The organism is Acidobacteriota bacterium, from assembly GCA_040752915.1.
Taxonomy (GTDB): Bacteria; Acidobacteriota; UBA4820; order UBA4820; family DSQY01; genus JBFLVU01.
Map to the genome: position 1 here is coordinate 23,664 of JBFMHB010000021.1, position 20,447 is coordinate 44,110.

12 protein-coding genes are annotated in these 20,447 nt (G+C 63.8%); all 12 read left to right on the plus strand.

Annotated features, from left to right (window positions below; all coding sequences use genetic code 11):
* Positions 1 to 81 precede the first annotated feature (81 nt).
* The 12 genes from AB1824_05790 (at position 82) to AB1824_05845 (ending at position 20,246) form a co-directional block, all read left to right on the plus strand.
* Positions 82 to 2,946 carry an SNF2-related protein gene (locus AB1824_05790; protein ID MEW5764471.1) on the plus strand — a complete coding sequence of 955 codons (2,865 nt, stop codon included), beginning with the start codon at positions 82 to 84 and terminating at the stop codon, positions 2,944 to 2,946.
* Positions 2,943 to 6,581 carry a DNA methyltransferase gene (locus AB1824_05795; protein ID MEW5764472.1) on the plus strand — a complete coding sequence of 1,213 codons (3,639 nt, stop codon included), beginning with the start codon at positions 2,943 to 2,945 and terminating at the stop codon, positions 6,579 to 6,581. Before AB1824_05790 ends, AB1824_05795 begins: the two co-directional genes overlap by 4 nt.
* Positions 6,565 to 7,527, plus strand: coding sequence for a DUF3644 domain-containing protein (locus AB1824_05800; protein MEW5764473.1), 963 nt, complete (start codon positions 6,565 to 6,567; stop codon positions 7,525 to 7,527). Before AB1824_05795 ends, AB1824_05800 begins: the two co-directional genes overlap by 17 nt.
* 59 nt (positions 7,528 to 7,586) lie before the next feature.
* Complete coding sequence (locus AB1824_05805) at positions 7,587 to 8,468, plus strand: ParA family protein (GenBank protein ID MEW5764474.1); 882 nt, start codon at positions 7,587 to 7,589, stop codon at positions 8,466 to 8,468.
* Positions 8,447 to 9,130, plus strand: coding sequence for a hypothetical protein (locus AB1824_05810; protein MEW5764475.1), 684 nt, complete (start codon positions 8,447 to 8,449; stop codon positions 9,128 to 9,130). Before AB1824_05805 ends, AB1824_05810 begins: the two co-directional genes overlap by 22 nt.
* A complete protein-coding gene (locus AB1824_05815; protein ID MEW5764476.1) occupies positions 9,117 to 10,280 on the plus strand; it encodes an ATP-binding protein in 1,164 nt (387 codons plus the stop codon). The genes AB1824_05810 and AB1824_05815 overlap by 14 nt, the downstream gene beginning before the upstream one ends.
* Complete coding sequence (locus AB1824_05820; protein ID MEW5764477.1) at positions 10,277 to 10,747, plus strand: hypothetical protein; 471 nt, start codon at positions 10,277 to 10,279, stop codon at positions 10,745 to 10,747. The genes AB1824_05815 and AB1824_05820 overlap by 4 nt, the downstream gene beginning before the upstream one ends.
* Before the next feature lie 154 nt (positions 10,748 to 10,901).
* Positions 10,902 to 15,977, plus strand: coding sequence for a DEAD/DEAH box helicase (locus tag AB1824_05825; protein ID MEW5764478.1), 5,076 nt, complete (start codon positions 10,902 to 10,904; stop codon positions 15,975 to 15,977).
* Between the two features lie 92 nt (positions 15,978 to 16,069).
* On the plus strand, positions 16,070 to 17,173 hold the full coding sequence (locus tag AB1824_05830; protein MEW5764479.1) for an endonuclease NucS domain-containing protein: 1,104 nt from the start codon (positions 16,070 to 16,072) through the stop codon (positions 17,171 to 17,173).
* 44 nt (positions 17,174 to 17,217) lie between these two features.
* The gene (locus tag AB1824_05835; GenBank protein MEW5764480.1) at positions 17,218 to 18,936 is read left to right on the plus strand and encodes a hypothetical protein; all 1,719 of its coding nucleotides are present in this window, start codon (positions 17,218 to 17,220) and stop codon (positions 18,934 to 18,936) included.
* A gap of 163 nt (positions 18,937 to 19,099) precedes the next feature.
* On the plus strand, positions 19,100 to 19,504 hold the full coding sequence (locus AB1824_05840; protein ID MEW5764481.1) for a DUF3883 domain-containing protein: 405 nt from the start codon (positions 19,100 to 19,102) through the stop codon (positions 19,502 to 19,504).
* Positions 19,505 to 19,634: 130 nt separating this feature from the next.
* Positions 19,635 to 20,246 carry a hypothetical protein gene (locus AB1824_05845; GenBank protein ID MEW5764482.1) on the plus strand — a complete coding sequence of 204 codons (612 nt, stop codon included), beginning with the start codon at positions 19,635 to 19,637 and terminating at the stop codon, positions 20,244 to 20,246.
* Positions 20,247 to 20,447: the final 201 nt, after the last annotated feature.

Sequence of the window (20,447 nt, forward strand, 5' to 3'; positions counted from 1 at the left end):
AAGAACCGTCGGATAGGAACGTAGATCACTCCCTGGCAGAGGACAGGATGCGTCACCCGTCATAGGCTTGAGGAAGCACAAATGAATCCAGGCTCCATCGTTCGATGCAGAAACCGGGATTGGGTACTCCTTCCTTCTCCCGACGAAGGGGTCTACCTTTTGCGGCCCCTGACCGGCGCCACCGAGGACGTGGTGGCCGTCCACAAAGGCCTGATGGAACTCGCCAAATTCGACTTCGCGGAGGAGCAGGTTCGGTCGGCCGCCTTCCCGGTTCCGACCAGAGACGACCTCTCCGACGCGGCGGGCGCCCACCTCCTCTGGCAATCGGCCCGTCTGACACTCCGCGAAGGGGCCTCTCCCTTTCGCTCCCTCGGGCGCATTTCCATCCGGCCGAAAACCTACCAGTTCGTCCCGCTCCTCATGGCCCTGCGCCTCGACCCCGTGCGCCTGCTCATCGCCGACGACGTGGGGGTGGGGAAGACCATCGAGGCCCTTCTGATCGCCAGGGAGCTGTGGGACCGCGGCGAGATCCGGCGGTTCTGCGTGCTCTGTCCTCCCTCCCTCTGCGACCAGTGGCAGAAGGAACTCGCCGAAAAGGCCAACCTCGAGCCCGTCGTGGTCCGGTCGGGCACGGTCAGCCAGTTGGAGCGCCAGAAGCCTCGCAGCAAGACGATCTACGAGCATTTTCCCGTGATCGTGGCCAGCATCGACTACCTCAAGAGCGACCGGAACCGCCACGCCTTCCTGCTTCACTGCCCCGACTTGGTGATCGTGGACGAGGCCCACGGCGCCTCGCCGGCGAACAGCGAGGCTCAGCAGCAGCGCTACGAGCTGGTCAGGAACCTCTCCCAGGCACCCGACCGCCACCTGATTCTGCTCACGGCCACGCCCCACAGCGGGATCACGAGCGCCTTCACCACGCTCCTCTCCCTCCTCCGTCCCGACTTCGTCCGAATGGACGCGGCCAATCTTTCGGAACCCGAACGGATCGAACTCGCCAAGCACTTCGTCCAGCGGACGCGGAAAGACATCGAGAGCGCCTGGCAGGGGTCCGGCTGCTTTCCAAGTCGCGACCCGAAGGACAAGATCTATCACCTTTCGCCGCACTACCGGGAGTTCTTCCAGCGGACCTACGACTACTGCCACCAATTGGTCACCCAAAGCCAGGGTCTGGAGGAGCGTAGAAAGAAAGTCCACCAGTGGGCCGCCCTGGCCCTCTTGCGCTGCGCCATGTCCAGCCCCGCGGCCGCCCTGGCCGCTTTTGAAGAGAGGAAGAAAAGGCAGGCGGGGGACGAATACGGACTCGACGAGCGTGGACAGGTCATGGAAGCATCGGATGAGAGCGCCAGCGACGAGACGCCGGTCTCCGCCCTCGCCTCCACCGAGGCGGCCTCATGGGATTCGGAGCTCCGGCGCCTTCGGGAGCTCCAGCGCATGGCCGCCCGGCTCCTCGAGGAGAGGGCCGACTCGAAGCTGGAGCGCTGCAGGGAGCTGGTTCTGGATCTGCTTCGGGAGGGCTTCCACCCCATCGTCTGGTGCCGCTTCGTGGCCACGGCCGAGTACCTCGGGGACGGATTGAAAGCCTTCCTGGCCGACAAGCTCCCTTCGGCAACCGTGACGGTGGTGACGGGGCGCCTGGGGGACGAGGAGCGCCGGGAGAAGATCGCTCAGATCGACCCGGAGCGCCCCCGTGTCCTCGTGGCCACCGACTGCCTCTCCGAGGGCATCAACCTCCAGGAAAAATTCAGCGCCGCCCTCCACTACGACCTCCCCTGGAACCCGAACCGGATGGAACAGCGCGAAGGCCGCGTGGACCGCTTCGGCCAGACCGCCCCCGTGGTGAAGGCCATCCGTTTCTTCGGGGCCGACAACCCCGTGGACGGGGCGGTGCTGGAGGTCCTGTTGAACAAGGCGAGGGAGATTCACAAGACCCTCGGAACCCACGTGCCGGTACCGGAAGAGAGCGAAAGCGTCACGGAGGCCCTCCTCAACGCCCTCCTTTTGAGGACGCCTCGGGAGCGTTACAAGGCCCCCAGCCTCTTCCAAGACGACGACTCCCTCGAAGCGCACATCCAGCGCTTCCACCTGCGCTGGCAAGCCGACGCGGAGCGTGAGAAGGTCAACCGCACCCGCTTCGCCCAGCGGGCGATCAAGCCCGAGGAAGTCCAGAGGGAACTCGAAGCGGCCGACGCCGTGCTGGGAGATCCGGAGGCTGTCCGGGACTTCCTTCTCAACGCCGCCCAACGTCTCCAGATCTTCATCGAACCAGACCGCAACCATACGGGCGTGTACCGCATCGCCCTCTCCGAAGCCGCCAGGGCCACCCTTCCCGAAGCGCTCCGCGAAGCGCTGCCGGCATCGCGCTCGGGCAAGTGGACCGTTTCCTTCGAATCGCCGACGCCCGAGGGGGCCGAATACCTGGGCCGCAACCACCGCTTCGTGGCGACCCTCGCGCGCTACCTCCTGGAGGAAGCCCTCACGCGGAAAGGAGCCGCGCGGGCCGCCCGGTGCGGAGTGATCGCTACCCGCGCCGTCCCCGGGCCCACAACCCTTCTGCTCCTTCGCGTCCGATACCTGGTCGAACAACCCGATCGGCCGCCCCTTCTTTCCGAGGAGGTCCGCGTCCTCGGCTTCGGGGGAGACCCCACGAGTCCCGCCTGGCTTCCGGACGAGCAGGCCCTCCGCCTCCTCGCCGAAGCCCGCCCCGTCGCCAACGTGCCCCGGGAGGAAAAACAGAGGCGCCTGGCGCAGGTCCTGCCTCGTTGGCCGGAGCTGGAACGGGCACTGCGGCCGCTCCTCGACCAGCGCGCCGAGGAACTCGAAGGGGCCCACAAGCGCATTCGCCAGGCCCTCCGCCTGAGGGTCAGGGAGTGGAGGCTGAGGCCCCAGCTTCCCCCCGACCTCCTCGGCCTTCTCCTCCTTCTTCCGGCGGAGGGCCGGCCATGAACGCCACCCCCGCCATCCGTCTCGAAGGCGGGCTCTTCGGCCTGGACATCCTGGAGGCGCTCGAAGCCGGCAGCCTCCAGGGCCAAAAACCCCAGGACTTCGGCCTGGAGCCCCGCCGGAGCCTCACCGACGAGATCGCCGCCGCCTTCGCCGACGCCCGCGACCAGTGGGCCCTCTTCCAGCGCCGGGTGGAGCGCCTGCCCGAGAGCGACCCCGCCACGACCCTCACGAGGGACGCCTGGGTCATTCCTTTCCTGGGCCTTCTGGGGTACGAGCTGACCTACAACCCCCGGGCCTACGAGGTGGACGGCCTGAGTTTCGCCGTCTCGCACCGAGCCAGTTCGGCGGCGGAAGACGGTCCCCCGGTCCACGTCGTGGGGGCGAGGCAGGAGCTGGGACGGGTCGCCCCCTCGGGCCGCCCCCGCCTCTCCCCCCACGCCCTCGTCCAGGAGTACCTCAACCGCACCGAGCACCTCTGGGGCCTCGTGACCAACGGCCTCACCCTCCGGCTTCTGAGGGACTGCACCTTCGTCCGCCGCCAGGCCTACGTGGAATTCGACCTGACGGCCATTTTGGAGGAACAGCGCTTTACCGACTTCGCCCTCCTCTACCGCCTCCTCCACCGCTCCCGCCTGCCGAGGAGCGCGGCCGATGCGGACGCAAGCCTCCTCGAAACCTACTACACCCACGCGGTGGAGCAGGGCGGACGCGTGCGCGACCGGCTCCGAGACGGCGTCGAGGCGTGCCTTCAGATCCTGGCCAACGGCTTCCTCTCCCACGAGGTCAACGTCGCGCTGAGGCGCCGGCTGGACCCCGCCTGCACCGGGCAGGAGCGCATTCTCCCCGAGGAGCTCTACCGCCAGCTCCTGCGCCTCGTGTACCGGTTCCTCTTTCTCCTCGTCGCCGAGGAGCGCGGCCTCATCGGCCCCAATCCCCTCTACCGCGACCACTACGGCATCCTCCGCCTGCGCCGGCTCCTCGACCGGAGGGAGGCCTTCGACGACCACGACGACCTCTGGCACGCCCTCCGCCTCCTCTGGAAGGTCTTCCGAGACGAGCGCCTCGCCGCCCTCCTGGAGGTCGCCCCCCTCAACGGCGACCTCTTCGCCCCCCTCGACCTGGACGCCTGCGCGCTGAAGAACCGGGACCTCCTGGAGGCCTTCCGCTGCCTCGCCGAGTACCGCGAGAGCCCTTCCGCCCCGCCCCGCCGCGTCAACTACGCCGCCCTGGACGTCGAAGAACTGGGGTCGGTCTACGAGAGCCTGCTGGAGTACAAACCCCAGGTTGCATCAGAGCACCCCTTCCCGCGGTTCTTTCTCACACAGGAAGGGTCCGAGCGCCGCTCCACCGGCTCCTACTACACCGACCCATCCCTCGTCGAGCCCCTGGTGCGCCATGCCTTGGACCCCGTGCTTTCCTCACGCCTGGAACGGGCCACCAGCGCCCAGCAGAAAGAAGCCGCGCTTCTCTCCTTCAGGGTCTGCGACCCGGCCTGCGGTTCCGGCCACTTTCTCCTCGCGGCGGCACGCCGTCTCGGAAAAGAACTGGCAAGAGTGCGCACGGGCGAGGACGAGCCCTCGCCCGAGGCCATCCGCGAAGCCCTGCGGGACGTGGTCACCCACTGCCTCTACGGCGTGGACAAGAACCCCCTCGCCGTGGAGCTGTGCCGCGTGGCCCTCTGGATCGAGGGCCACACGCCGGGAAAGCCCCTCACCTTCCTTGACCATCGCATCCGGTGCGGCGACTCCCTTCTCGGCGTCTTCGATTTGACCGTACTCCAAGAGGGCATCCCCGACGAGGCCTTCAAGGCGCTGGCGGGGGACGACAAGGCCGCCGCGAAGGAGGCCAAGAGGCGCAATGCGGCCGAACGGCGCGCCGACCTCTTCGTCGGAAACCTCGGCGCACGCCTCTCCGCCCTGGCCGCCCCCCTCCGGGCCGCCGAAGCCCTGCCGGAGAATTCCATCGAAGAGGTGCGCGCCAAGGAACGCGCCTACCGTACGGTAGAAAGCACTGGAGAGTTCTTGCGCCTGAGACTTGCCTGCGACGTATGGGCCGCGGCCTTCTTCCAGTCCTATCCGGGGGGCGAAGCCGGCCTGGTGACAACCGCGACGCTCCATGAAGCCATCGATGGGGGCTCGATTCGCGAGGCCCGGCTCGGAGGCTCCATTGCCTTGTGCGCCCACAGAAACGCCTTCTTTCACTGGCCGCTGGCCTTCCCGGAGGTCTTCGTGGCAGGGGGGTTCGACGCGGTCTTGGGCAATCCGCCTTTCCTCGGGGGGCTCAAGCTCTCCGGCACCTTTGGCGATGCCTACCGAAGGTGGCTCATGAGCGCCTTCGAACCCTTCAAAGGGACGGCGGACCTGTGCGCCGCCTTCTTCCGCCAGGGGTTTCGAATCGTTAGACCCGGCGGCCGGGTGGGTCTCATCGCGACCAACACGATCGGCCAGGGCGACACCCGAGAGAGCGGCCTGGCACCCCTCCTCCAGCAAGGAGCCGTCCTCGCCTACGCCAAGCGCTTCGTGAAATGGCCCGGCGCCGCCAACGTGGAAGTGAACCTCGTGGCCTTCCAGCGGCCCGCGGAGAAGGGCGGGGCGGCGCTCATCCTTCAGCCCGTCCTCGATGAAGGCCCGGTGGGGTTCATTTCCTCGCGGCTGGACGCAGAGGAGGAGGGAGAGCCCAAGAAACTGCGGCAAAATTCCGGGAAGGCTTTCCAGGGGTCTATCGTGCTTGGACTCGGTTTTGTGTTAGAACCTGCCGAAGCTGAAGACCTGATCGCCAGGGATCCACGGAACAAGGACTGCCTCTTTCCTTACCTGAACGGGGAGGACCTGAATGGCGATCCCGAACAGCGGCCCAGCCGGTGGGTGATCAATTTCTTCGACTGGCCGTTAGAGACAGCGCAGCAGTACCCTGACCTTATTCGCATCGTGCAGGACCGCGTGAAACCAGAGCGAGAGCGACTTCGGGATTCCATCCCCATTCAGGCCAAGCGGAAGCAGTTCTGGTGGCAGTATGGTTCATCTGCCACCTCGCTCTACCGCGCCATCGCGCCCCTTCGGCGCGTGCTGGTTATTAGCCGAGTGACAGAACATCATGCAATGGTTTTTGTTCAGTCCAACGCAGTCTTTGCTGATAGATTGGTAGTGTTTGCCTTTGATGACTATAGTTCCTACGCAATTTTGCAGTCCGCAATCCACGAAATCTGGGCGCGTCGACAAGGTTTCACGCTGGAATCTCGCTATTGTTACGCACCCAGCGATGCTTTTGAGACCTTCCCCTTTCCCCGCCCCGGCTCCGAAGAAGTGATGGCCCGCACGGCGGAGCTGGGCGCCGCCTACCACGACCACCGCCGCCAGATCATGCTCTCGCGCCGCCTGGGCCTCACGAAGACGTACAACCTTTTCCATAATCCAGAATGCACCGATGAAGACATTGTCCGCCTGCGAGAGCTTCACGCCGAGATGGACCGCGCCGTCCTCGCCTGCTACGGTTGGGACGACCTCGACCCTCAGAACGGCTTCCACCAGAATGAGAGGGGCCAAACTCGGTTCACGATTTCAGCGGCAGCCAGGCGCGAGCTGCTCAGGAGACTGCTCGGCCTGAACCTGGAGCGGGCCCATGAGAGCACGGAGTAAGGAGCTCCTTGAGAGGGCTATAGCCGCCATGATTGCGGCGATCGACGTGTACAACAAGCCCGACTTTCCCTATCGGGCCGAGTCCTTCACGATCCTGGCCTTGAACGGCTGGGAACTGCTTCTCAAGGCCAAGTGGCTTGCGGACCACCATAACCAGCTCCGCAGCCTCTATGTGCCCGAAGACAGGTCAAAGGACAAGAGAGCGAAGTTCAAGAGGGGCCGATCTGGCAATCCTCTGACCCATACGGTCGATTTCCTGGCCAGAAAGCTGACCGAGGCCAAGGTCCTCGATGAGAAGGCCCGTTGCAACCTGGAACTACTGTGCGAACTGAGGGACACGTCCATCCACTTCTACCATCGGAGCGAAGCCCTGGCCGAACGTGTGCAAGAGGTGGGGATGGCGACGTTGAAGAACTTCGTCACGGCCGCAAAGGATTGGTTCGACGCCGACCTCTCCCGGTTCAATTTCTATCTCATGCCCCTGGCGTTCGTCAGCCCGCCCGCCGAAGCGACGGGCCTGCCTCTGAGCCGCGAGGAAAAGAGCTTTCTTCGATACTTGGAGGCTCACAAGGCGCACGAGGATGATCCGGCGGGTCCCTACTCCGTGGCCATCCGCCTCGAGGTGCGATTCGTGCGCTCCAAAGCCACCGATGCGGCCGCCGTCAGGGTCACGACCGATCCGAAGGCTCCCGCCGTAAGATTGACCGAGGAGCAGTTCCGCGAGCGATATCCTTGGGATTACGGTGAACTAACGAAGAGGTGTCGCGAGCGCTACGCGGACTTCAAAGTGGACAAGAAGTACCATCAAATTCGAAAGGGCTTTGAACAGAACGAGCGGTTCGTCCACATTCGCAGACTGGATCCGGGCAACCCCAGGAGCGCCAAGAAGCCTTTCTTCGCACCGACTATTCTTCAGGAGATCGACAACCACTACCGAAAGAGGTAGCGGAACCTTGTAGCAGAATGGAGCAGTGTAGAATTGGTCTGAGAGTTGGGGAGGAGGACATGGCGGACAAGAGTCCAAGAACCATCGCAACCATCAACTTCAAGGGTGGGGTAGGGAAGACCACCGTGACCTGGTGCCTGGGGGAAGTTCTCTCCACGACGTCCAACATGCGCGGCTTGATGTTCGACCTGGATGCGCAGATGTCGTTGACCCAGGCCATTGCCCTCAACGAGCATACCGGCTTTCTAGAGGACCGGTTCGCCAAGTGGTATCAGACGGCCATCGAGCGTAAGAAGACGATTTTCGATGCGCTTGACGCGTTTACGAGACCTGCCCAGCACTTCGACTTCGGCGTCGGTTACGATTTTATCTACCCGCTGGCCGATACCTTCCATTTTGTCCCCTCGGTGGAAGATCTGTACTGGCAAGAACTGGAAATCTTTGACCGGGATGGGGTTCGGGACTTCATCCGCCGCCTGCTGGGCAAGATCGACAACTGCAAGCAGGTGCCGAGGTACGATTTCGTCCTCTTTGATTGTCCCCCTTCCTTCACCCTTCTTTCATACAGCGTGCTGAGTTGTTGCGACCTGATTCTCATTCCCGTTAACCCCGATTTCTTTGCATCCAAAGGTGTGGCCTTGATCTTGAATTCTCTCCGCATGCGGATCGAACCCCATCCCCTGCCCAAGATCGGCGTGTTCATGAATAAGGCCAAAACCTACGCCAACGCCCCGACGAAGGAAGTTCAGTTCTATATGCGGGAGGTGAAGAGGGTCTGCGATGCGGCGGCAGCCAGGCAGAAGATCGAGGCGAAGTTTTTCGATTCCTACATCCGGGAGCGCGTTGGGATCAAGAGGGCGATAACAGGCGGCGGTGTGCCCCAAGAGATGGTCGGCGATTTTCAATCGCTTTGGAGAGAATGCGTTCAATTCCTTTCATGAGGACAAACGACATGTTTCGTTCAACTGAAGACGAGATCCGTGAGCTGGCGGCCGAAATCCGCGAGATCAAGGAGTTGCTTCGGACTATTTCAAACAAGGTCTCGCAGATGGAATCGCGGGCCAAGCGAGCCTTTCCGTCCGTCTTCCCCAAGCGCGAATCCGGGGCCAAAGTGCGGTCTCCGAAGGTGACGGACCCGCCCACCATTTCGCCCCAGGAAGCCTTGAGCCTCTTCGAGAACCTCCTCGGTGTGGCCAGGAAGGAAGGAAAGGAAGTCGTTCAGCACCGCTTGGAAGAGATCGCTCTGCCCGACTTGCTCCTGCTCTCGCAGGAGTTGGGTGTATCGCTTGGCAAGAAGAAGCCCACGAAGAAAACGCTTCAAGCTGGAATTATAGGAAGGATCAACGAAAGTCTGCTGCTTTCTACTGCAGGCTTGAGGAATCATCAGCAAGAGCATGGCGGGATTCCACAGCAGGTTGACATTAATGAGGAGAGTCCAAACAGTTTGATAGCGACAAGCAATAGGCAAGACGCTGCCTCGAATTCATTGCAGTGCCTTGAAGCGGAGGGCAACAGTGAAGGAGGACCTTCCAATGGGCACGCACAGGATGGTGAGGCAGGTCATCGCCAGAGGGCTCTAGGAGACAAAGATGAAAAGGCTTAGCGTGCGAAGTTTCGGGCCTGTAGTTGAGGCCGATGTGCGTTTCGGCGACCTCACGGTTTTCGTCGGCCCCCAGGCCACGGGAAAAAGTATATTCCTTCAGCTCGTGAAACTGCTCGTGGACGCCGGTCCAATCCGCAAGGAGCTTCTGCGCTTCGGGCTGAAATGGAGAGGTTTGGAAGAGTTCAACCAGCTCGTCTTTGGCGAGGGCATGGAGGGGCTTGGTTCCGCACCCGGCTTCCAGGGCGCCGTGGATGGCCAGAACTTCAGGCTGGAGTCCCACATCAAAGGATCGAGCAGACAGCAAGAACGCCTGTTCTATGTTCCAGCCCAGAGGGTGATCGCCCTTCGGGACGGACTGACCCGGCCATTCACTGATTACCGCTCAGGCGACCCCTTCGTCGTTCGGGAGTTCAGCGAGACGCTCCACAAATTGGTGCAGCAGGAGTTCGGAAAAGCGGGCCGACTTTTCCCGCAGCCCAAGAGACTCAAGGAAGCCCTGCGAAAGCGTGTGGAGACCAGCATCTTCAACCGGTACGAACTTCAGACGGATAGCGAGCGCCTGCAGAGGCGCATCGTTCTTCAGAAGAAGGAGGAGGTCGGAACCCAGACCTTACCCTTCCTCGTCTGGTCGGCGGGCCAGCGGGAGTTCGTTCCCCTTCTCATGGGCTTCTACTGGCTCATGCCTCCCACCAAGGTCTCCCGCCGAGGGAAGCTGGAGTGGGTCGTCATCGAAGAGCCGGAGATGGGGCTTCACCCCGAGGCCATCACGGCCGTCATGGCGCTGGTCTTGGAACTCCTCCGCCGGGAGTACAAGGTGCTGATCTCCACGCATTCCCCGCACGTCCTGGACGTGGTTTGGGCCCTCCAAACCGCGAAGAACCATGATGGCCAGCCGGCGGATGTCCTCAAGCTGTTCGGTCTGCCCACACAGAGCCAGCAGATCGCCAACGCCGCCCTAAAGAAGGAGTACAAGGCCTTCTATTTCGCCAGAGACGGACAGGTGAAGGATATATCCGATCTCGATCCGGGCTCCGATTCCCCAGTGGAAGCCGGCTGGGGAGGGCTGACCGAGTTCAGCGGACGGGTGGCCGATGTTGTCGCCGACCTGGTGAGCAGGGCTGAGAAAAAGAAGGGCGGGGCCGACGCATGACTTTCCAAGAAGCCGTCCAGGCCGCTCCCGCCCCGGTGAACGAGGCGTACCAACCGGGACTTCAGGCGCTTGGCAGCAACTCAGCCAAGATCCAAGACGATTGCCGCAGGACAACGGGGAGTCTCTTCTTGGATAAGACCCTCGAGAATTCCCAACCATACGCCAACCAACCTCGTTGGGACTACGGGATCGGCGTGCGGCGGCGCAACCGGGAGGAGGCCTTCTGGGTGGAGGTTCATCCCGCCAATACCCACGGGGTGACCGAGGTCCTCCGAAAACTGGATTGGCTCAAGAACTTCCTGAACCATGTGGCACCTTCCCTTCGCGGGATCACCCGTTCGGAACAGCCTTACGTCTGGATCGCCTCCGGAGGGATTCACATACAGAAGAACACGCCCCAATCTCGGCGGCTGGCGGCCAGCGGGCTTCTTGGCCCCCTGAAGCATTACAGCCTTGGGGAACCATGACGGGGAAGGCTTCGATTCTCCTTCCAGGAAGGAGAAATCCGGCGAAATTCTCTTCAGAGGAAGGACAAGAGACTGCCACGGCCCTGGCGGGAGCAACTACAAATTACTTCTAGGCTCTGTCCCTAGCTTCATCTGTGCAGTTTGAGGGGGACCGATGACGATCTTCGACCTCCATTCCCAGGTGCTCGCCGATTACCGGGACTTCGTTTCCTCATTTTTCACGATTTCCGACGAGCGGGCGCGGGAGTTCGTCGAGAAGGCCCTCGGGGAAGAGGGTCGGCTCTGGCCCGATTACCTGTTGCAGGTGAGCCCCGCCTACGCGCCGGGGGCCACGGTGGAGGAGCTGGCGAAGGAGGGGGTCCTGCACCCCGAGACGGCGCGGATCTTCGCCGATAACCAGGGGAGGCCCCTGCGCCTCTATCGCCACCAGGAGGAGGCCGTCCGCAAGGCGCGGCAGGGCCACAGCTACGTGGTCACGAGCGGTACGGGGTCGGGCAAGAGCCTGGCCTTCTTCATCCCCATCATGGACCTGCTTCTGAGGGAGCCGGGAGAGCCCGACCGCGTGTCGGCCCTCGTGGTCTATCCCATGAACGCCCTCGCCAACTCCCAGCTGCACGCCCTGGATGGGTTCAAGGCCAGCTACGAGACGCGCCTGGGAAAGCCCTTCCCCGTGACCTACGCCAAGTACACCGGCGAGACGAAGGCGAACGAGCGCGAGGCCCTGCGGGCCCATCCGCCCCAGATCCTGCTCACCAACTACGTGATGGGCGAACTTCTCCTCGTGCGGCCCGAGGACCGGCGCTTCCTTCCGCCGGGCGGAGACAGCCTGCGCGTGCTCGTATTCGACGAACTGCACACCTACCGCGGCCGCCAGGGCTCGGACGTGGCCATGCTCATCCGGCGCCTCAAAGAGCGGTGCGGGGCTCAGGGGCTGATCCACGTGGGCACCTCGGCGACCATGGTGGCCGACCGAGAGGCTTCCGGAGGAGAGCGCCGCGGCGCCGTGGCCCGTTTCTCCTCACGCTTCTTTGGTCATCCCTTGGATGGGAACCAAGTCGTGGAGGAGACTCTCGTTCCCATCACCGAGGGGGGGCTCCCTTCGCGAGCCGATCTGATCAAGGCTCTTGGAGAACCCCTTCCAGCCAACACCGAGGCCTACTTGCGCCATCCGTTGGCCCGATGGGCGGAATTCACCTTCGGCATAGAAACGGACCCTGACGGTGGCTACCGCCGGCGGGTGCCCATCGCCTTGACGGAGGCGGCGCGGTGTTTGGCCGAAGAAACAGGGATGGCGCCGGATGTCTGCCGTCACGCCCTGGAGGCCTTGCTCATCGCCGGGGCGCCTTCGCCGGGCGCGGGCGCTGACAAGGGTTTCGCCTTCAAGGTCCACCAGTTCATCAGCCAGGGCAACGCGCTCTTCAGCACGCTGGAGCCGCCAGCCGACCGCGCCTTCTCCCTCAACGGGCCTGGCGAAGTGGACGGGCGCCTCCTCTTCCCGGTGAGATTTTGCCGCCAGTGCGGCCAGGAGTACTACCACGCCTTGCGCAGCGAGGGGCGGCTGGAGCCCCATCCCACCGGGGAGTGGCTGGAGGAAGAAGAGGAGGACAAGGAGGCGGGGTACCTCATGCTGGCGCCCGCGGAAAGCGACTGGGACCCCTCCCGGGTTCCCGAAGAGTGGCTGGACCGCAGAGGCCGCCTCAAGCGGGAGTACCGGGACCGGGTGCCGGGAGCCCTTTGGGTGAGGCCCGACGGCCAGTACGCCGCCACGGCCGAAGGCGGCTCGGTGAAGATGTGGTGGCAGCCAGCCCCATTCTCGCTGTGCCTGGCGTGCGGAGAGTTCTACACGAAGAAGGAGAAGGAGTTCACCAAGCTCGCGGTCCTCTCCAGCGAAGGGCGCTCCAGCGCCACCACGGTCCTTGCCCTGGCGTTGCTCATCCATTCGCAGAGGATGGATGCGGCAAGGCCCAAGTTGCTCTCCTTCACGGACAACCGCCAGGACGCGTCGCTCCAAGCGGGTCACTTCAACGATTTTCTCCAGCTGGCCGTGCTGAGGTCGGCCTTGGTGGCCGCCCTGAAGGACCGGGCGACGCTCACGCCGGACGTGGTGGCTCGGGAAGTCGTTGCGCGGTGCGGCCTTGCACTGAGGGACATCGCGAAGACCACCGACCTCGCGCCGGATTCCGCCGCCGCTCGGCAGGCGTGGGAGGTCTTCACCGACCTCGTCGAGGTCCGGCTGTACGAAGACCTGCGGCGCGGCTGGCGGGTCGTTCAGCCCAATCTGGAAGAGCTCGGCCTTCTGCAAATCACCTACCGGGGCCTGGAGGAACTGTGCCGCGAAGGGCGATGGTGGGCCTTCCACCCGGCGGCGGCCTCAGCAACTCCCACCGCTCGCGCCCAGGTAGTGCGGGCCTTCCTCGACCACTTCCGGCGCAAGCTGGCCATTCGCACCGGCCTCCTCACGGAAACCACGCAACAACAGCTCCGGCGGCGTTCGGAGGCCAACCTCAACACCTTCTGGGGCCTGGATCCGGAGAGCCGGGACGAGCTGAGAACCGCCAAATGGTTCACCCGGCTGGGCCAATCGTCTAGACCCGACGAGGGATTCGCCCTGGGGGAACAGAGCGCCCTCGGGCGGTTCCTTCTCAAGTCCTTTGGTTTCCCGAAAAAGGACTTCGCGGGCTTCATGGAGGGCTTCCTGACGCTCCTGGTGCAGCATGGCCTGCTCTTCCGCCTGTCCCCCGTGGAGGACCACCAGCGGTACCAACTGGAAGCGGGCTGTTTGGTCTGGAACCGGGGCGACGGGAACCCTCCACCTCCCGATCCTCTCTACGCGCGCCGTTCGCCCCGCGACGGCTACCGCGAACCACCCAAGCGCGTGCATGCCTTCTTTCATCGCTTCTATCAGCAGGCCTCGGGCACGCTCGCGTGGCTGGAGGCGAGGGAGCATTCGGCCCAGGTCGTGACGGCTGGCGCACGTGAAGAACGGGAATACCGCTTCCGGCTTTCCGCTCCCGAGAACGGGAAGAAGCCCCTGCCCCTCTTGTGCTGCTCCCCCACGATGGAACTCGGCATCGACATCGCCGACCTCGACCTGGTCCACCTTCGCAGCATCCCGCCCACGCCCGCGAACTACGCCCAGCGGGGCGGACGCGCGGGCCGGCAGGGACAACCGGGCCTCATTTTCTCCTACTGCGGGGCACAAAACAGCCACGACCAGTACTTTTTCCGGCGGCGCGAGGAGATGGTCGCGGGCGTGGTGAAACCTCCAACCCTCGATCTGGCCAGCGAGAGCCTGGTGAAGGTGCACGTGTACGCCCTCTGGCTGGCCCACGTGGGATTGCCGCTGGGGAACACGATGGAAGGCATTCTCGACTTGGACCAAGAGCGGTATCCGCTCCTCGCCAACGTTCAGGCGCAAGTCTCCCTCAGCGAGGAGGCGAGAGCCCAGGTTGAACAGGCCGCCCGAAGCGCCCTTCGCCAGGACTGGGGCTTGCTCCGCGGCGCATCGTGGTTCAACGAAAAGTGGCTTGCCCGAACAATCCGGGAGGCGCCAGAAGCCTTCGACCGGGCCTTCGACCGCTGGCGGGAATTGTACCGGGCCGCCATGGGTCAGCTCGTTAAAGCTCAGAACCAGCTGCTTCGAGCCCGCCGTCCTGAAGAACAAAGCGAAGCCCGAAGGATGCAAGACGAGGCGCTACGCCAGAGGAACCTGCTGCTTCAAACCGGCGTGGGCCGCGAGGAGGCCGACTTCTACCCCTACCGCTATCTTGCGAGCGAGGGCTTCCTGCCGGGGTACAACTTTCCGGCGCTTCCCGTGCGGGCCTGGGTGCCGAGAGGAGGGGACGGGGAGTTCATTCCGCGTCCGCGCCCCATCGCCCTCCGGGAGTTCGGGCCGGGCAACATCCTCTACCACGAGGGGGCCAAGTGGCAGGCCGTCTCCTTCGAAGCACCGCCTGGGGGCCTGGAGGAACGCAAGCGCCAAGCCAAGATCTGCCGGGAGTGCGGCGGACTTTCGTTCGATGCCGGCGTGGACCTGTGCCCCGTTTGCTCCGTTCGGTTCGACGGCGAGAACAGCGAGCTCCTCCCCCTGATGGATATGCCAAATATCCGAACCCGGCGAAGGGAGCGCATCACCTCCAACGAGGAGGAGCGCCGGCGCAGGGGATTCGAGATCTCTTTGGCCTACCAATTCGCAAGAGAGACTTCGGGGCCGCGAGTCTTGGACGCCGATGCGGTTACGGACGATACGCCCATGCTGCGGCTTCGATGGGCCCCGACGGCCACGCTCATTCACATCAACCGGGGCTGGCGGAAAGCGGACGTGCCTGGGTTCCTCGTGGACCTTCAGAGCGGGGAAGTTCAGACTGAGCCGAACCAGTCCTTGGCGGACAGGGGCCGTCCGAGGGCACTGGACAGAATTCAGCTCTACGTCCAGGACACCCAAAACCTGCTGTTCGTTCGTTGGCCTGAAGGCGCCTCAACTCAAGATCGCACAACGGAAACGACGCTCCTCTATGCGCTCAAGCGGGGCATCGAACGCGCCTTTGAGCTGGAGGAGTCGGAGCTGGGCGTGGACGTCATAGGCCGTGGTTCCCAGCGCGCCCTCGTCTATTACGAAACATCAGAGGGCGGGAGCGGCGTGCTGCGCAGGCTCTATGAGGAAACGGACGCGCTGGCCAGGGTGGCGCGAGAGGCGCTCGATTGTTTGCACTATCATCCCGATGGGACCGAAGCCCAGGGAGGGTGCGAGAGGGCCTGCTACTCGTGTCTCCTGTCGTTTCGCAACCAGCGCGATGCCCTTTACATGGACCGGCACAAGGTCCGCGAGCTCTTGCTCGCCCTCGCCCAGGGCTGGACCCTTCCGCGCATTGGAGGGCGCGACTGGAAGGCTCATCTCGAATGGCTCAGGTCCCTAACCGACTCTCGCTCGGACATCGAGCGGCGCTTCCTGGACGCCCTGGCTCAGGGTCACCACCGCTTGCCCGAGGAGGCCCAGAAAGCCATCGAACAGCCCCGCTGCATCCCTGATTTTTTTTATGCTCCCAACGTCTGCGTCTTCTGCGACGGCACGGTTCACGACGATCCGATCCAGAAAGCGAAAGACAAGGAGATCCGAAGCGAGCTGAAGCAGATGGGCTATGAGGTACTGGTCATCCGTTACGACCGGGACATCGAGAAACAAATCCAGGAGGCACCCCGGATCTTTGGCGGTCCGCCGAGTCGTGGCTAGGGGAACTCCGCATTGGCGAGAGTGTCCTTCCTGCCCATGTGGTCCGCTTGCGCAGATCGGAAGCGGCTGGATGGTTTCGGTTGGAGGAAGAGATGCCCATTGAAATCCAAGTGTGGCGCATTGAAGAAGGAGAAAGGCTAGCAAAGCTGCAAGGCGGCACCCTCGAGCTGGAGAGCAAGCTGGAGGACTGGCTGGCGAAAGACATCTCCCTGGCCTCTCCCGACTGGATGGTCATCGGAAGGCAGGTTCCCACGGCCTACGGCCACCGGATCGATCTGCTCGCGGTGGATTCGAACGGGGATACGGTGGTGCTGGAACTCAAGAAGGAGATGACTCCCCGAGACGCCGTGGCCCAAGTCCTGGATTACGGAGCCTGGGTAAGCCGGCTGTCCGAGGAGGATTTGGACCATATCTACCGTGACTATACCCAAAAGGTCAGAAGCGAGGGATCAGAAGAGTCCTTGGGGAAGGCATTCTGCCAGCACTTCAAGGTAGAGAACCCTCCCGAGACGTGGAACGCCAACCATCACCTGGTGATCGTCGCTCCTGAATTGGATCCCCCGACGGAGCGCATCGTCACCTACCTGTCCGAGGTTCACGGTGTGACCATTAATGCGGTTTTCTTCCGTGTCTTGAAGGACAACGAAAGCCAGTTCCTTACAAGAGCTTGGTTCATAGAGCCGGATGAAATGGAGGAGGCCGGCGGGGAGCGGAAATTGAAAGGCCCATGGAATGGTGAAGTGTATGTCAACTTTGGCCACGACGACGTTCAGAATTGGGAAGATGCCCGCCGATATGGGTTCGTCTCCGCCTATGGCGGCAAGCGCTACCGGAAGGCCATGGAGCGTCTGGAGCCGGGCCAGCGCATCTGGGTCAAGGTGCCCGGAAAAGGGTTCGTGGGCGTCGGTGAGGTCGTCGCCCGTGCCGTTCCGGTGGAGGAGTTCCATGTGACCTTGGATGGAGAGGAACAACGGCTCCTGGATCTGGAGCTAAAGGGGGAGCGGACAACGGAACCCATTCCTGATCCCGACGAGGCGCTATATCTCGCTGGGGTCAGATGGATTCGCACCTTTGAGCTCGGTAAGGCCGTTGCGGAAGAGGGAATGTTCGGGAACCAGAACGTTGTCTCCTTTCCGAAAGATCCCAGGTGGAACCGGACGGTGGAGCGGCTCAAACAGATCTTTGGTGTGAAATAAGCCTGCCCCCTGAACCCTTTCCCGCGTGATTCGGAGAGGGGTGAATGATGCGAATCCCAGACGGTTCCCGATCGACCCCCGCCGCCGTCATCGCCCCCGGCAAGCCCGCGGTGGTCACAACCTTCCAGCTGGAGGCGGCCATACCCCTGAACGGGCGGGCGGCTCGGGAGGTGTGGACCGAGGCCATCCGGACGATGCTGGCGTGGGTCCAGGGAAAAATCCCGAAGACGGAGGAGGGGAGGATTCCCGCGGAGGCGCTGGAGGGGGCCCCCTTTCGCCTGGAGTTCCCGGGGCAGTGGGTCGAAGCGGCGGTGGTGGGGGAGCGGTGGGCCCTGGGGCTGGAGCAGCCCGACGCGCCGGGACCTTACAGAAAGCTGGAGGCGGTGCCGGGCCGCACCTGGAGGACCGACCTGGCCCTGGTCCAGGGAGAAAAGGGGCTTCGCTTTGCGGTCCGGGTACGCAGCGCCTCGCTTCCCTATGCGACCAAGGCCATTCAGTTGACGCGGCCGCGGGTGGTGCTCGATCTCGCCTCCACCTCGGGGCTCGAAGACCTCCGGCCGCTGGACGGAAAGCCCTGGCGGATCGATACGGACGAGGACCTCGAAGCGCTCCACCTCCTCTTGCTGGACCCCGGACGGCGGCTTCCCGTGACGATGCTGACCGAAAAGCCGCTCGAGTACAGGGTGCCCGTTTCTCGCCCGTTCGTGCTCGACCACGACGCCCTGGCGTCGAGCCTGCAGGGGCTCTCGCACGTGGTCCTGATGCCGCGGGAGCCGGGCTTTCGCTGGACGGAGCAGATGGGTCGGCGATGGACGGCCTTCGACGGGGCGGTCCGGACCTACCGTCCCGGCATGAACCCGGAGGAGGACCCTCCCCACCTGCACCCCCGGGTTCTCCTGGAGAACATCCTCTTCTGGAGGCACCCCGATCCGAAGGGGGAGATGCTGGAAGGGGAGAGGGCCTTCGCGGCCTTCCTGAAGGACCGGGCCCTCGCCTTCCTGGCCGAACGGCCTCTCGATTTCTCGGGCATCTGGTTCCTGCCGGAGGTGCGTTCGGCCGCGGCCGCCGACACGCGGAAACAGGCCGAGGAGACGGGCGACTGGGCCCGCCTGATCGAGGAGGAGAACGCCGCGCTGCGGAAGGAGGTGGAGGAAGCGAGGAAGGAGGCCCAGCAGTTCTGCGACCTCGCTTCCGCCGCCGAACGTCAGATGGCCGCCGTGGTGGAAGAGAACAAGCGCCTGAGGGCCGCCCTCGACGCCGCCCGGGCCGCTCTCATGGCCAAGACGGGCGAAGATCCCGACGACGCGGCGGAGCGCCCGCAGCGCTACGAGGACATTCCGACCTGGGTCACGAAGGTCCTGGCCGGCCGCCTGATCCTCCATCCCCGGGCGGAGAACGCCCTCAAGAAGGCCCAATACGAGGATGTCGGTCTCGTCGTCGAGGCGCTTCTCCTGCTGGCACGGGAATACCGGGATGCCCGGATCGGGGGAGGCTCATTGAAGGACTTCGAGGCGAAAGCGGCCGCCTTGCACCTGCGGTTCTCGGGTTCCATCGAGAAAAGCCGGGCGGGCCAGGAGGGGGAGGAGTACTTCGTGGCCTACCCCTTTGGAAGCTCCCACCGGCGCTTCCTGGAGTGTCACCTGAGGAAGGGATCCAGCACAGACCCCCGCCGTTGCCTGGCCATCTATTTCTTCTGGGACGATGACACCCGCCAGGTCGTGGTGGGCTGGCTACCCTCCCACCTCGACAACCGGATGACGTAGAATCGGGCGCTGTAAGAAAGTTCGTGCAGGACAGCGGTAGGACCCATGGATCGGTCGCACTACCATCGAGGATGGCTCCCGGATTCTTCAAGCCTTTCCGGCGGAGGTCATGGAGACTCTGGAGGTCTGATGTAGGACCGAATGGTAGCCGACTGGAGGCCGCATGGCTAAGAGCGAGCAGGAGACAACGGCCCTCAAGGTGGCGATGGACCATTGGCGCGAGGTAGTAGGTTGTTCCTGCAAGCCCGCTTCAGGGCCGAAGGGCAAGGGGTACGACCTGGGGTGCGACCATCGCCACGTGGAACTCAAGGGCACGAAGAAGTCGAGGCCGGGCTTCCGGATCCTGACCTCAGGCGAATTCGACGCGGCGCGGAAGGACCCGCTCTTCGAATTGTGGATCGTCTCCGACATCCACGAGGGGAAGGGATCGCTCCACATCGTCGGGCGGGAAGACGTCCTTTCGTCGGCGATTCCCGTGCTGCACTGGCGCCTCCCGCTTGGAACCAGGAGGCTCAGCGGTTACCGGCGCGCCCGAATCACGAATAGGAGCAGGGGGAGGCAGGCCTGAAAAGATCACATGAGGGGAGATGGTTCCTGCGACGCCGGCGCTTTCCTGGGGCGGCTTGAGGGGCGACTGCGGTTCTCTGACACGAGGAGAAAGGTGTAGCCTGAGATCTTCTGGGAAGGGGGGATGGGCCATGGGCGGGTTCCGGTTCTGTGGTGCGGTGTTGGCGGTGGTGCTGTGCGTGGCGCATTTCGGGCAGGAGGCGGGGGCCGGGCCAGGTGTGCCGCCCCCGGAGCGCTTCGACGGGATCTTCGCCAACCACGGCGGCGCTCTGCCGTCCTTGCAGGCGAAGTTCTGCTCGTTCCGGGTGGAGGAGTGGTCGAGCGAGGAAGAGATCCTCAACCTTGCGAAGGCTCTTGCTCGGGGGGGCCTGTCCGGCGCGAGAGACTTCCTCTGGAGTTTGAAGCCCAAGGCGACCTTCTATCTGGGCAATTCCCCGTCGGTGTACTTTCAGGTGGTCTTTTCGGCGCCCCTCCAGGACGGCTCGCGCGGGATCTGGGCCATCACGGGCGACCAGCTCGGGTTTCTTTCCACGGGCGACGCCCGCGCGAAGCGGTACCCGTTCGGCGCGATCCAGATCCGGTTGAACCAGGACGGGAAGGGGGAAGGGGACATGATCGGGGCCGCGGCCCTGGAGATCAATCCCGCCGGTTCGCTGGAGATCAAGAGCTACGGCACGCCGCCCTTCCGGCTCCTGGATCTGGTGGCAAAGCCGTACAAACCCAAGCGGGCAGCCGCTCGATAAGAAGGACCGGTCGCCGGGCCAATGAAATAGGTCGAACGAAATAGGTGGCTGTCCCTAGTTTTCCGTTCATGCCGTTGCGGATTTCTCTACCGCGGGCGCTCCGGTACAATACCCCCAGTTGACTTGAACTCGTGCTTCCGAGGGGAGGGGCGGATGGTTCCTCTGGCTCTGGCGCTGTCGGGGGGCGGCTCTCGCGCGGCG

Excerpts from the sequence above, each read along its gene's own strand:
- AB1824_05790 (MEW5764471.1), top strand. The coding sequence starts at position 82 with ATGAATCCAGGCTCCATCGTTCGATGCAGAAACCGGGATTGGGTACTC.
- AB1824_05795 (MEW5764472.1), top strand. The coding sequence starts at position 2,943 with ATGAACGCCACCCCCGCCATCCGTCTCGAAGGCGGGCTCTTCGGCCTG.
- AB1824_05800 (MEW5764473.1), top strand. The coding sequence starts at position 6,565 with ATGAGAGCACGGAGTAAGGAGCTCCTTGAGAGGGCTATAGCCGCCATG.
- AB1824_05805 (MEW5764474.1), top strand. The coding sequence starts at position 7,587 with ATGGCGGACAAGAGTCCAAGAACCATCGCAACCATCAACTTCAAGGGT.
- AB1824_05810 (MEW5764475.1), top strand. The coding sequence starts at position 8,447 with ATGCGTTCAATTCCTTTCATGAGGACAAACGACATGTTTCGTTCAACT.
- AB1824_05815 (MEW5764476.1), top strand. The coding sequence starts at position 9,117 with ATGAAAAGGCTTAGCGTGCGAAGTTTCGGGCCTGTAGTTGAGGCCGAT.
- AB1824_05820 (MEW5764477.1), top strand. The coding sequence starts at position 10,277 with ATGACTTTCCAAGAAGCCGTCCAGGCCGCTCCCGCCCCGGTGAACGAG.
- AB1824_05825 (MEW5764478.1), top strand. The coding sequence starts at position 10,902 with ATGACGATCTTCGACCTCCATTCCCAGGTGCTCGCCGATTACCGGGAC.
- AB1824_05830 (MEW5764479.1), top strand. The coding sequence starts at position 16,070 with ATGCCCATTGAAATCCAAGTGTGGCGCATTGAAGAAGGAGAAAGGCTA.
- AB1824_05835 (MEW5764480.1), top strand. The coding sequence starts at position 17,218 with ATGATGCGAATCCCAGACGGTTCCCGATCGACCCCCGCCGCCGTCATC.
- AB1824_05840 (MEW5764481.1), top strand. The coding sequence starts at position 19,100 with ATGGCTAAGAGCGAGCAGGAGACAACGGCCCTCAAGGTGGCGATGGAC.
- AB1824_05845 (MEW5764482.1), top strand. The coding sequence starts at position 19,635 with ATGGGCGGGTTCCGGTTCTGTGGTGCGGTGTTGGCGGTGGTGCTGTGC.